We start from the raw sequence: 12954 nt of genomic DNA on the forward strand, positions 1-12954 counted from the left end.
GGACCTGAACCCTAGAAAGAGGTATTGCTTTGAACGATTTCGCCGCCACTGCAACCCGCTGGGCCGTCCGCATCATGCTGATGCTGGTGGGCCTGGTGTTTTTCCTGTGCCTGATGGCCGTGGCCTGCCTCATCGCCCTGGCCTGGGGTGCGCGCGCCCTGTGGGCCAGGCTCACGGGCCAGCCCATGGTGCCCATGGGCATGGGGGCCATGAGCCCCTTTGCCGGCTGGCAGACGGTGTACCGCTCGGGGGCCGAGTGGATGGCGCAATCGTCGGGCAATGCCGATGCCAAGAAGGATGAGCGTGAAGCCCGCGGGCGCCGCGGCGTTCTGCCCGGTGCCGGCGATGTGACCGATGTGCAGCCGCGCGAGGTGCACGAGTCGTAATGACAAGCGCTTACACAGGCTTCATACTTTGGAGCAGGTGAGGCAATAAAGGGCCGCAGGCTTGTTTCGCGGTCAACACACAAGAGCCTGTGCAGTGTTGCATCAGGCTCTTTTTTTACGCTGTGTTTACGCAGTCTCGCGGTATGGTCGGGACTGTGATCTTGGGATTTTCAGACAGGCATGAACTACATGGACTTGCACCGCATTTTTGACTTGCAGTACCAAGCCAGCCGCACGCAGGTCGATGTACCTTTGCTGGTGCGCCGGGAGAGGCTGCTGCGTCTGCAGAAGATGCTGGACGAGAACGGCCCGGCTTTGTGCGCGGCGGTGGAGCAGGACTTTGGTGTGCGCTCCGAGCGCTGGACCGAGATGCTGGATCTGATGCTGGTGCGCAATATGCTCAGGCACACGCTCAAGCATCTGCCCAAGTGGAGCAAGCGTCAGCGCGTGCGCACGCCGCTGATGCTGCAGCCAGGCAAGGCCTGGGTGGAGCGCCAGCCTCTGGGCGTGGTGGGCATCATCTCGCCCTGGAACTATCCGCTACAACTATCGCTGGCGCCAGCCATCACGGCTCTGGCGGCGGGCAACCGCGTGATGCTCAAGCCCAGCGAGCTGACGCCGCATACCTCGGCAAAAATGGGCGAGCTGGTCGCCCAGTTCTTTGCACCCGAAGAGTTCTGCGTGATCGAGGGGGACGTGGCCGTGGCCACGCAGTTCTCGGGTCTGCAATTCGATCATCTGCTGTTCACCGGCTCCACGGCCGTGGGGCGGCGTGTGGCGCAGGCGGCAGCCGTGCACCTGACGCCCACCACACTGGAGCTCGGGGGCAAATCGCCCTGCATCATTGCGCAGGACTGCGATATGCAGGCCGCTGCGCTCAAGGTGGCCTATGGCAAGCTGGTCAATGCCGGGCAAACCTGCATCGCTCCCGACTATGTGCTGCTGCCGCGCGGCAAGGAGCAGGAGTTTGCCGAGGCCTATCAGGCGGCGGTGCAGCAGCTGTACCCGCGCATTTCGGGCAACCCGGATTACACGGCCATCATCAGCAAGCGCCATCTGGCACGACTCAAGCAGATGCTGCGCCAGGCGCAAAGTCTGGGAGCGCAGGTGCACTGGATGCATGAAGCGGCTGCCCCGGCTGCGGACGGTGACACCACGGCCTGGGGCGAGGCCGTGGAGAGGCAGTTCGCTCCGGCGCTGGTGTTCGGTGCCACCGGCGAGATGCAACTGATGCAGGAAGAGATCTTCGGCCCCATCCTGCCTGTGATCTCCTACGAGCATATCGAAGACGTGATCAATGCCATCAACGCCAGCCCGCGCCCGCTGGCGCTGTACTGGTTTGGCAACGACGAGGCCGAGCGCAATGCGGTGTTGATGCGCACCGTCAGCGGAGGCGTCTGTGTGAACGACACCTTGCTGCATGTGGCGCATGAGAACTTGCCATTCGGCGGTGTCGGCGACAGCGGCTGGGGTGCCTATCACGCAGAGCAGGGCTTTTTGCGCTTTGTGCACCAGAAGGCGGTTTTCGTGCAGTCGCGCTGGGCGGCGACTTCCCTGCTGTACCCGCCGTTCGGGGAAAAATTCGATCGGGTGATGGACTTCATGCGACGCTGGCTCTGAAATTTCTTGGCCGTCGAGCAGGGATTGAGTGCTTCGGCGCTGTTGTGAGCGCTTGCCAGATTGTCATCAAATGTGACGCAAACCATTGATGGTTGCGGGCTTGCTGCTCTGCTTAGTGGAGCGCATAGCACATAGATTGCGCCATAGCAAGAAAATGCGAACAGCCGCAGTTGAGCAAATGGCTAACCACTGCACCGCGTGCCAAAACTCTGAATCTGTAGACAATTACGCCCTTCTATTCTTACATGTTTCCGCCCCGGTTTTTCCATGTCTAGTATCCAGGTCCGTCCCGCTACTCTTCGCGATGCAAAAGCGATTGCCCAGATCCATACTGCTTCCGCACTGGAGGCTTATCGAGGTCTGGTTCCCGATGATCAACTGAAGGCCATGTCCTCGGTTGAAAAGCGCCAGGCTTACTGGCGCGAAGCTATTGAATACTGTGAGCCACAGGTCCAGGTCGCCATTGACGGCGACAAGATCGTTGGCTTTGTCGGCTTTGACCGTTCCCGTGATGAAAAATCCCGCCAGACCACCGGCGAGATCTGGGCTATCTATGCAGCTCCCTCGCACTGGAATCAAGGTGTTGGCGTTGCCCTGTGGGACGCCGCACGAGATGGTTTGCTGGAAGAAGGCTGCACCAATGTGACAGCCTGGATTCCGCTGCGCAACGAGCGTGCCCTGCGTTTCCATGAAATGGCAGGCTTCAAGCGTGAAATGTCCACGGCCAAGACGGCTGTGATTGGCAGCATCAAGATTGAAGAAGTGCGCGTCAAGCGCCCTCTGAACGGCTGATCACACAGCGTTCAACCCTCACTGAAAGACAGGCCGTGACGTCTCTCCACAGCAAGCTCGCGGCCTCAGTCTGCGCTCCCGCCTCTGCTTTCGATCTGCTGCAATGGCGGGAGCAAGCCCAGGCCCATAGGGCCTTGTGGCGCAGCGAAAGCAGCCTGCCCAAGCCCCGCCGCATCGAAGTTGCCGATGACACCATGCCCGCTGATACGGCGTTTCGCCATATCAGCGAAGGTGCGTCGCTGCTGTGGCGCGGTGATTTTCAGAACGCGCGCCAGCTGCTGCTGGCGCTGGGCCGCCGGCTGGACAAGAAGTCGCGCCGCAAGAGCCCGCCAAAGAGCCCCGCTGCGGCAGGCTTTCCCCATGCTTTTCATCTGTACCGCCAGTCCCAGGCCCAGCGTGCACGCATGCTTGGCAGCATTCTGATCGAGCTGGATGTGCAATGGTATTGCGCCTTGCGTCGCGCTCCGGACTGGAGTCTGGCCTGCTCAGAGGCCTGGGGGGCAGTTCCGCCCGAAGCACCTGCGCAGTCCGTGCTGGTGCCGCTGCGCGATCTGCTGGGTGTGGTCGGCGCCCATGAATGGCGCAAGAAGGGGGTGGAGATTCCCTCCCTGGATGGCGCCCGCATTCATGCCCACTATGGTGTTTTCTCGCCCGTGCGCGGCGAGTATCTCGATCTGGTGGCGCGAGCGAGCATTCCCGCAGCCGGTATTCAACAGGCCTGGGATATTGGTGTCGGCACGGGCGTGCTCTCGGCATTGCTGCTCAAGCGCGGCGTGAAGTCGGTGGTCGCCACCGATACCAGCGAGCGTGCGCTGGCCTGCGCCTGCGAGAATCTGCAGCGCCTGGGTCATGCTTCCCGGGTGGAGCTGCAGCATGCCGATCTGTTTGCGCAAGGGCAGGCCGGTCTGATCGTCTGCAACCCGCCCTGGCTGCCGGGAAAGGCAGCATCGGTGCTCGATCAGGCGATTTATGACGAAGACAGCCGCATGCTGCGTGGCTTTCTGCAAGGGCTGGCGGCACACCTGCTGCCAGGTGGCGAAGGCTGGCTCATCATCTCCGACCTGGCCGAGCATCTGAAGCTGCGCACGCGTGACGAGCTGCTGGGCTGGATTGAAGCCGCCGGACTCAAGGTGCTGGGGCGTGAAGATGTTCGCCCGCATCATGGCAAGGTACAGGACCGAGAGGACCCTCTGCACATTGCGCGCTCTGCCGAAGTGACCTCGCTCTGGCGTCTGGCCAAGGCGGGCTGACAGCCAGGCTGCTAGGCCGCTGCGCCTTGCAGTTCCTGGCAGGGCGGATCAGCGGCTTCCCCGTGCGCCAGCAGGGCTGCGAGCCTCTCGCGCAGCGAATGTGCGCGCTCTTCGCCTGCATATTCCTCTACCGCAGTCAGCAGGCTGATACCGGCGCTGCGCAAGCTGGTCAGGTCTCTGGCCTCGCGCAGCTGGGTGCGCAATGTCTGGGCCAGGGCCTCATGGCGGTTGGCAAACAGGCGCTCGCACATATCGAATAAATACATGCGCGTGCCCGCCATATTGATGGCTGGTGTCGAATCAGTGGCTTCTTCGGCTGGAGCCAGGGCTGGTGTGGCCGAGCTGTCTCCAACTTTGGCGAGAGGCGGTGCTCGATGAGTGGCCAGGCTGCGCTCTTTGGAGGCGCTGGTTGGCATCAGTTGAAGATATCCCTGTTCCACCAATTGCTGGGCCAGTGCGGCATGATCACTGCCCAGCATGGCGGCAAGTTCTTCCATGCTCTTGCCGCCGGCCAGCAACAGCAGGGAGCGCGCGCGCTGCGGCAGCTGGCGCGATCCGGGCTGAAGTTCCTCCTGGGCCTTGGCGGTTTTCTGCAAAATCATGGCTGCTTCTGTCTGGCGCATTACAAGTGCGGATGCGCTATTGCATGAGCTGACGATGACACTGGTGTGAATCTGCGCCAATTCGCAGTGGATCGGCCAGTCATTACTGCCCAAGCTTGCCAATTGCTTCTGAATTAATATCTGCTGGCGTTTTCTGAATAAGCGCCACAGGTCAATCTGATTTGAATCTGAAATGAGACTGCTGCTCGCGCCCATGGAAGGGCTGCTGGATTTTGTGCTGCGCGATGTGCTGACCCGGGTGGGCGGCGCGGATCGCTGCGTGTCCGAATTCATTCGCATCAGCGGCTCGCTGCTGCCGGACAAGGTCTATCTGCGTACCATGCCCGAGCTGCGCAACGGCAGCCGGACGCTGGCCGGCGTGCCGGTGCGGGCGCAACTGCTGGGCTCGGACCCCGTCAGCATGGCCGAGAATGCGGCCAATCTGGCGCGCCTGGGGCCAGAGGGCATCGATCTGAATTTCGGCTGCCCGGCCAAGGTGGTCAACCGCCATGGCGGCGGTGCATCGCTGCTGCAGGATCCCGAGCAGATCGTGCGCGTGGTGGACGCCGTGCGCCGTGCCGTGCCCGCGCAGATGCCGGTGTCGGCCAAGATGCGGTTGGGTTTCAACGACCGTGCGCTGATGACCGAATGTGCCCAGGCCATGGAGCAGGGCGGTGCCTGTGAGATCGTCGTCCATGCACGCACCAAGCTGGACGGCTATCGTCCGCCGGCCTATTGGGAAGAGATTCCACGCATCCGCGAGGCGGTGGGCGTGAATGTGGTGGCCAATGGCGAGGTCTGGACTGTGGAAGAGGCCTTGCGCTGCCGCGAAGTTTCGGGCTGCGACGATCTGATGCTCGGGCGCGGCATTGTGGCCGACCCGGGTCTGGCCCTGGCCGTGCGCCGCGCCGTGGAGCACGGCAGCGTCAGCACGGTCGCTGGCATTGACTGGCTGGCGCTGGTGCCTCAGGTGCAGCGTTTTTGGCATATGGTCTGCGAGGATCTGGAGCCGCGCCAGCGTGCGGGTCGCCTCAAACAGTGGCTCAACCTCATGCGCAGACGCTTTCCCGAGGCCGAGCTGGCTTATCAGGAAGTGCGCACCCAGACCGATCAACGCGCCATCAGCGACTGGGTGCAGGCGCTGCCACAGCGTGATCTGCAGAAAGAATGGGCTTGGCCGCAAACCATGCCTAAAGCAGACTGTCTGGAGCCAGAGGCCCGAGCAGCTGCAGCATAAGGCGCAGACCCAGGCTGGCATCGGGCTCCGAGTAAGAGTCCGCTAGCCCGCTGTCCTGAGGTGCACGCCAGACCAGCTTTCCCTTGGGATCCAGGTCCACCCGCCAGCTGTTTTCGGGCAGACTTTCATCGATGCTGTCGCTGGCCAGCTGGCTGAAGCGGCGGCTGGCGATCAGTACGGCGATCTCGGTGTTCTGCAGGCGTGAGCGCATGTCCAGATTCATGGAACCCACTGCGACCAGCCGCCCGTCTATGACCAGCAGCTTGGTGTGCAGCATGGCCCGCGAAGCACCGGAGCTGCCCCCGCTGGAGCCCGTGCCGCCTGCGCGCAGGGCGGAGCTGACATTGGCCGCTTCGCTGCGCATTTCGTGCAATTCGATGCCCATCTCCAGTAATGCCTTGCGGTGGCGGGCATAGCCGGCATGTGCCAGTGGAGCATCGTTGGAGGCCAGGGAGTTGGTCAGTACCCGGATGCGTACGCCTTTGCTGCGTGCGGTGCGAAAGGCATCCATGATCTCCGGCCCCGGTACAAAGTAGGGCGAAACGACCAGCAAGTCCCGCCTGGCAGAGCGAATCAGAGCCAGCAGACCGTCGACCACCGACTCGGCATTCAGCGCCGGTGCGGCCAAGGGGGGGAGGCTGTTGGCGTCGTCGGCCTTGAGCACAGCTGCTTCGAATGACTCATCGGCGGCAGTCCGCTCCGCTCCTTCAGCAGGAATCTTGGTCGGGCTGTCGGCCAGTACCATGGCCTGGGCCCAGATCCATGGGATCTGGTTCAGATTCAAAGGGCTGTCTTCGGGTTCCGGTTTGGGGACGGTGGTGTTACGGGCATGCTCGGCTTCGCTCCTGGCATCTTCCTGGTCAAACTGCTTTTTGAGTTTGAGCAAGTCAGGCTCGCTGATCAGCGACTGCACGGGGTAGGCGCGAACATTGTTCCAGTAGCGGTCGAAGCTGCGCGACAAATCCTTGACGACTGGGCCGCCGGTCAAGACATCGAGATCGACAAAATTACCTTCATTGGAGGCGTCAAAGTAGGCATCGCCCAGATTGCGCCCGCCAATTACGGCCAGGGTGTTGTCGGCCACAAACAGCTTGTTGTGCATGCGCTGCTGCGCACGCTGAAAGTCGGTCAGCAAGGTCCAGGCCCGGCCGATGGTGGAAGCGCGCGAGCCGGCCAGAGGATTGAACATGCGCATCTCGATATTGGGTACAAAAGCCAGGCGCATGACCTGTGCGTCAGGTCCTGTGCTGTGAAAGTCATCCAACAGCACGCGCACGCGCACGCCACGCCTGGCAGCCTGCACGACGGCGCGCAGCAGTCGCCCGGTACTTTGGTCGGCATGGATGGCGTAGTACTGCAGATCCAGCGTTTTCTGTGCGTTTTCCACCAGCGCCATGCGGCTGCTGAGGGCATGCTTGGGGCCGGATATCAAGGCAAAAGCCGAGGCATCTGGCTTTGCCTTGGCCGGGCGAGCCTGAGAGACGAACAGGCCCAGGTCGGTGTTTTGAGGCTGGCTCAATGCGGTGCTGACGGGGCGCTCCACATCCTTGGGTAGAGACGCCGCGCAACCCGTGAGCAGCATCGCGGCAATAGCGCCTGCAAGCAACGCCAGATGCTTTTGCGGCCCCGATGGCTGCAGCCGTGACGATGTGGAGATAGAAGCCGTCATTGCTGCTTTGTAACCCATGATGACCGGGTTCACATGTCGGACACAGACTGCGCTAGAACTGCTCTCGGCCCTGGACTCTGGCAACAATGCGCAGGTCCGGTCCCAGGCGGGCGACATCATGGAACACCAATGGCAGACCTTGGTCCAGGCTGTCGATCGGGCCGAAGTTGGCAATACCCATGGCTCCCGTGCCCAGCAGTTTTGGGGCCTGATAGAAGAGGAACTCATCGACCAGGCCTTCGCGAATCAGCGAGCCGTTGAGTTTGAAGCCAGCTTCCACATGCAGCTCATTCGTGCCGCGCTCGGCCAGATCGCGCAGCATGGCCGCCAGGTCCACCTTGCCCGCAGCATTGGGCATAGCAATAACCGTAGCGCTTAGCGCTTGCAGTTGCTCGATCTTGGATTGATTTATGCTGCAGGTGTAGATGAGGCAACCGCTAGGTGCTTTCAAAACATGAGCGTCCAGCGGGATGTCAAGCCTGCTGTCCACCACGGCAATGCGTGGCTGGCGTGGCGTGTCTACATTCCGCACATTCATGCGCGGATTGTCTTCAAGCACCGTGCCTATGCCGGTCAGAATCGTGCAGGCACGGGCACGCCAGGCATGTCCGTCGGCCCGGGCGGCCGCCGAGGTGATCCACTGGCTTTGGCCATTGTGCAAGGCCGTGACGCCGTCCAGCGAGCTGGCAGCCTTCATGCGCACCCAGGGCGTGCCGCGAACCATGCGGCTGAAAAAGCCGATATTGAGCTCGCGTGATTCAGCTCCGCCGGGGCCGATCTCCACATCAACACCCGCAGCGCGCAGCCGCTCGAAACCCTGGCCGGCCACTTGCGGATTGGGATCCGTCAGCGCTCCCACCACCTTACCGATGCCGGCTGCGATCAAGGCGTCGCAGCAGGGGCCGGTGCGGCCATGGTGCGAGCAGGGCTCCAGCGTCACATAGGCCGTGGCACCACGCACATCGTTGCCTTTTGCAGAAGCATCACGCAATGCCATCACCTCGGCATGCGGGCCACCGGCCTGCTGGGTAAAGCCCTGGCCGATGATGCGGTCCGAGGCATCGACGATCACGCAGCCAACGCGCGGGTTGGGTGAAGAAATAAAAAGCGCCTGAGCAGCCTGCTCAAGCGCTTTGTTCATGAAGTGGGCAGAGGGTGTCATGCCCAGGATGGTAATGCAGAGGCGTCGCTCTTACTTGCCCCAGCAATCTGTGTCGTAGCCGGTTTGACCAGATGTCTTTCCATTTGCTCCACGCAGTCCTGTATTGCTGATTGTGTAGGTCCCGCATTTATCGCTGGCTTGTGGGCCGGGAGACTTGGGGGCTGCACTCAAAATAAATGCCAGTTGAGTGTCCTTGTTGCCATCTTTATTGAGGCTGATGGTGTAACGCTTGTTTGTGTCGCTAGCCCAAGTCAGCGTATCTGGAATAGCACTTGGGTAGACGCCTGTTGCCGTTGCTGCGCGCTCCATCCATTGCTGCGCTTGCAATAGTCCTGCCCGAGCATCAGCTCTATGGCCACGGCGCACATATTCCGTATAACTCGGGTAGGCGATGGCGCCGAGAATGCCAATGACGGCAACCACGATCATCAGCTCAATCAAAGTAAAGCCCTGTTGATCGGTGCGAATTCGATAAGTCATGGCTTCCCTTCTTATTTGATTTGGCGCCAGCTAGGGCGTGTGGATTGTTCGGGCATGCGTGCCAATGTGTCGCGCGGTCCACCGCCGCCAGTGAGATCGGTAATACGATCGCGCTTTGTAATCAGCAGTGGCGTACCGGTCTTGACTGCTACCCGTGCAATGTTCATGTCCGAACTGTTGTAGAAGCCGTCGTTATTGGTGTCCACGAGTTGAATGGTGGGGCGCTTGCCATCCATGATATTGATAAGTGTGCGCCATTGAGCTCCGGCACTGGTGTCCACTTTGACGGGGACGCAACTCTCGTTGATGTTGTCGCTCTCGGCATTCTTGGTGCCAGAGGGCGACTCACTATAAACTGCCAAAATATTGCTGCCATCAAAGAACTGCATGGGTTTGAGCAGGCGCTCACCAGCGGCTGGTAGGTCTAGATACCAGCCCTTATAGCTTTTCCAGGTTGCAGCGGTCAGCTCCTGATTGGCTGTTACGGTTGCGTCATCATTGGTAGCCCCGGTGGGCACAGTAATGCTTTGCTGTGCAAGCAGCTTCCCTGTGCTGTTCATGGTGCCAACAGGCGCAGCTGTTGGAATGCATGCTGGGTTTGTAGTGCAGTCGAGTGAGCCTGGGTGAACCTCCAAGGCGGTTTTGTCCGTATTCATTCGATAGCGTGTGTTGTCCAGGACTGAGTACAGTGTTTGCACGTTCTGCGCGATGTCGGTGCGGCGGTCATTTGCCGTGAGGTTCCGGCCTGTACCGAATGCAATCATCATGCCTCCTAAGGGCACACTTTTAGCATCAGTGCCTGAGCCTATGGTCATACTTCGGTCATTGGCTCGCACAATTGGCGGAGCCGTAATTGGTTGCACTTGGTCGCGAGTGGTGCTTGTCAGTGTGGCAGGGCCGCGTGCGGTGAACAGAGGCTTGTCATAGCCATAGGCTACGGCCCAGTTGCTGTCGACGGTGCTGGTCAGATCAAATTTCCAGAGATTGCCCAAATTGTCCCCAGCATAGACGACGTCGGTCTTGCCATTGCCATCAAGGTCCACCAATGCGGGCGATGCCAATCCGTTGTCGCTGGCATTGCCTGTGCCGGTCGTGGCAGTGGTGGCTTGAATGCGTTTAAGAGCCCTGTCGCCGTCCAGATATTGCACCAGCAGCACGGGACGTTGATTGGTGCTGTTATAGCCATTGCCCATTAGCACTGCCCAGCGCCCATTGTTCAGGCGCGTGATTTGCGTTGCTTCTTGCAGGCTGGCGGGGTTGCGTCCAGGTCGGGCGGTGATATTGCCGATATCGCCATCTTCGGTCACTGTAGCGGCGCAATCTTGCTGTGCAGTTCCGGTTAGCGCGCTACAGGTGGGGGCTGTCTCGCTATTGCTGCGGGTGCGATCTTTTATGACTGCTGCTGAGGTGAAACTGCTTGGATTGGTTACGTCCAACAGAAAATAACCTTTGCCTCCCGCTCCCAGTGAGCCGACAAGCATTGTCTTCCAGTTATCACCATCCTTGATGTCTCCGGTCATTGGTGAACCATCGACGTAGTACTGATGTAGATAGTCCTTATCTGTCAGCTTCTTGAGTCCGCCTACGACGCCACGGGGTACATAGGCCAGCAATTCACTGCCATTGGCGGCTGAGAAGCCGTGCAGCATACCGTCATTACCACCAACATATAGGACAGGCTTGCGGTCTTTCTGCGCAGTCACAAAGGCCGAATAGCCCATGGAATAGTTGCTGATCGGGCCACCGGTGTACCAGATTTCAGAGTTCACAATGTCTCCCTGCCGACTTGCGCGTACACGCAGGGGTTTGGCATCCGTGGTGCCTTCGAGTGAGCGGTCACCTCGGATGTAGTTGACGATGTTTTGTCCCAGGACTCTATCGGCATCCGTCAGAGCACCTGCGGTAGTGCTGCCGATCAGCGTCTTAATCTGGGTCGTGCTGTAGCCTATCGGGCTAGCTGTTGTGGTCCATTTGAAAGGAATGCCTGCATTGCTTTCGTCGCTCCAACTTAGCACCAGTCGACCATCGGGTTGGCCATTCGTTGGCTGCAGAGCATCTAACCTCTCTGCCGTGCTTTTGCCGTCCCAGCCGGAAACTACATCGGGAAAGCGGATGCAGGTCTTTTCTGGATCGTCTTTAGTGGGGCAGGCGTATGTTTCTGGCTCAAGTGCGCGAGTGGCGGTGATATAGCCGCTCCAGCCATCCTTGGGGCTATAGGCTGAGGCATAGATACCGGCATTATTCTGTGAAACGTTGTAGCCGCTGGTGCTGCCACCGCCAGCAATTTTGTCGGGAAGTGGGGCGCTTTCGTCGTTGATCTTGCCAATGATTTCGCGAAATGCTTTGGCTAGGTCTTCTGCTTCTGTCACTGCATAGAAGCGCCCCCGTCCATTAATGGCTGCATGCCATAAGTCTAGTGCACGGTCCGAGTTTGAGTCGGACTTGTGATGTGCGCTGGAGAGTAGGTCTGGCCAAGTCACCCAACCAGTGATTAAGTCAATGAATCCATCTGTATATCCAAATGGAACTTTGTTGCTGGGGGCAATGATATCGGGACTCAGGTTCCAGGAGACTGCTTGTTCGCTGAAGCCAATTGTGTAAGTGACCATATGAGGCCACGTGGCAGGGTTGTATGCAGGATTCCAATATTTGTTTAAATTGACAGACTTGGTCTCTTGTCGTGTCCCAACTTGAATTTGTTCGGTGCCTGTTTGTTTGGTTTCATATTTTGTACATTGATTCCACCAGTTCCATTGAGTGCAAACTTCTCCATATACAGGGCGTGTTTCGAAAATACCTACATTCTTTGTAGCTGAAAAATTTTGAGTGGCGCTCGCTTCTGTATAAATTTGCGAGGGCTTGAGTTTGTCAGAGTCTTTAAGCTTTGTAGGGTCTTGGAGTGGGTTCATCCAGCTTTTAAAAGCCCAGTCAGCGGCCATGTTGGAGTATGCGTCATAATAGATTTTTGTCTGATCTGATGACGTATCATATGCTTGGCGACCATTGAGTGCAGGCCAATTTTGACCATCTTGATCTCCTCCTGAGGCTGTTCCGTTCCAAACACCATCAGTCATCATGATATGGTAATTTCGACGGCATCCTAAATACTCAGTGCTTTTACTTCCTGTTCCACCGGGGTCACTGGACCAAGGGCTATTTCTGCCCAAAGGTCTTCGCATATAGGAATCGGCTTGACTAAACATCTTGTGTGAAGGTGTTCCATTATTAGCTTTCAAGCCATTTACGAAGCTAAGGAAGTTATCTCTATGCTGGGTGCTATTGTTTATTTTTGCATCAATGGGGCGCATTGAATTAGTGTTCATTGAGGTTGAGTCAACACTATTTGCGGTGCTATTTTTTGACCCGCCGTTATCATGCATTGCTTGCCAAGCAATGCGTATTTTATTATCTGGGATAAGTTCTTTGTCGTTAAATACTGCTTTTAGAGCATATTTGAGGACATTGATGCGCTTTGCATTGCTTTTCCATTTTCCGTCGCTGTCAGGTTCTGTATATCCAGGGCCAATGGTGCTTGGACCATCTTGTGTGGTTTTTACGCCCCAGTCCATACTTCCGGAGTCGTCAATTGAGATAATTACATTGGGTGCGACGAAAGCGGACTTTGATGTGGGAAGAGGGGGTTCTTGTACTAAATTTATTGACCAGGTTGCCGTGGGTGTGATTATTGCTCCGATGGCAATGGCAAGTAGTTTCTTCTGAAATGGAAAAACTGTAATTTTGGACATGGTTGCTTCC

The 12954-nt window shown here is 58.6% G+C and carries 10 protein-coding genes; 5 read left to right on the forward strand and 5 right to left on the reverse strand.

Translation table 11 applies throughout. From position 1 onward, the window contains the following. Positions 1 to 29: 29 nt before the first annotated feature. From FSY45_RS10065 to FSY45_RS10080, 4 genes are all read left to right on the forward strand, one after another. The gene (locus tag FSY45_RS10065; protein WP_046461235.1) at positions 30 to 386 is read left to right on the forward strand and encodes a hypothetical protein; all 357 of its coding nucleotides are present in this window, start codon (positions 30 to 32) and stop codon (positions 384 to 386) included. A 180-nt stretch (positions 387 to 566) separates the two neighbouring features. After that, entirely contained in the window at positions 567 to 2006 is a 1440-nt protein-coding gene (locus FSY45_RS10070; RefSeq protein WP_003064341.1) for a coniferyl aldehyde dehydrogenase, read from the forward strand. A gap of 267 nt (positions 2007 to 2273) precedes the next feature. Then, entirely contained in the window at positions 2274 to 2798 is a 525-nt protein-coding gene (locus FSY45_RS10075; RefSeq protein ID WP_034348967.1) for a GNAT family N-acetyltransferase, read from the forward strand. A gap of 35 nt (positions 2799 to 2833) precedes the next feature. Then, on the forward strand, positions 2834 to 4048 hold the full coding sequence (locus FSY45_RS10080) for a class I SAM-dependent methyltransferase (protein ID WP_046461236.1): 1215 nt from the start codon (positions 2834 to 2836) through the stop codon (positions 4046 to 4048). A gap of 11 nt (positions 4049 to 4059) precedes the next feature. Here the strand turns inward: FSY45_RS10080 and FSY45_RS10085 are convergent, their stop codons facing one another. After that, on the reverse strand, positions 4060 to 4671 hold the full coding sequence (locus tag FSY45_RS10085) for a hypothetical protein (protein WP_052951067.1): 612 nt from the start codon (positions 4669 to 4671) through the stop codon (positions 4060 to 4062). A 172-nt stretch (positions 4672 to 4843) separates the two neighbouring features. On the opposite strand from FSY45_RS10085, the gene FSY45_RS10090 reads away from it, so the two are divergent. Beyond that, positions 4844 to 5887: a tRNA-dihydrouridine synthase gene (locus tag FSY45_RS10090; RefSeq protein WP_046461237.1), complete on the forward strand. Its 1044-nt coding sequence runs from the start codon at positions 4844 to 4846 to the stop codon at positions 5885 to 5887. Here the strand turns inward: FSY45_RS10090 and FSY45_RS10095 are convergent. From FSY45_RS10095 to FSY45_RS10110, 4 genes are read right to left on the reverse strand one after another with little or no spacing between them, the layout of a single operon-like run. Then, on the reverse strand, positions 5841 to 7556 hold the full coding sequence (locus FSY45_RS10095) for a phosphatidylserine/phosphatidylglycerophosphate/cardiolipin synthase family protein (RefSeq protein WP_046461238.1): 1716 nt from the start codon (positions 7554 to 7556) through the stop codon (positions 5841 to 5843). The two genes, FSY45_RS10090 and FSY45_RS10095, sit on opposite strands and share 47 nt — an antisense overlap. A 52-nt stretch (positions 7557 to 7608) precedes the next feature. Beyond that, positions 7609 to 8718: a bifunctional diaminohydroxyphosphoribosylaminopyrimidine deaminase/5-amino-6-(5-phosphoribosylamino)uracil reductase RibD gene (gene ribD / locus FSY45_RS10100; protein ID WP_046461239.1), complete on the reverse strand. Its 1110-nt coding sequence runs from the start codon at positions 8716 to 8718 to the stop codon at positions 7609 to 7611. Between the two features lie 30 nt (positions 8719 to 8748). Continuing rightward, positions 8749 to 9198, reverse strand: a complete 450-nt coding sequence (locus tag FSY45_RS10105) for a type IV pilin protein (RefSeq protein WP_046461240.1) — start codon at positions 9196 to 9198, stop codon at positions 8749 to 8751. Positions 9199 to 9209: 11 nt separating this feature from the next. After that, positions 9210 to 12944 (reverse strand): pilus assembly protein, encoded by a 3735-nt coding sequence (locus FSY45_RS10110; RefSeq protein ID WP_046461287.1) that lies wholly within the window; start codon positions 12942 to 12944, stop codon positions 9210 to 9212. Positions 12945 to 12954 lie beyond the last annotated feature (10 nt).

Origin of the sequence: Comamonas sp. Z1, assembly GCF_008121555.1 — a bacterium.
In the GTDB taxonomy this organism is placed as follows: domain Bacteria; phylum Pseudomonadota; class Gammaproteobacteria; order Burkholderiales; family Burkholderiaceae_C; genus Comamonas; species Comamonas thiooxydans.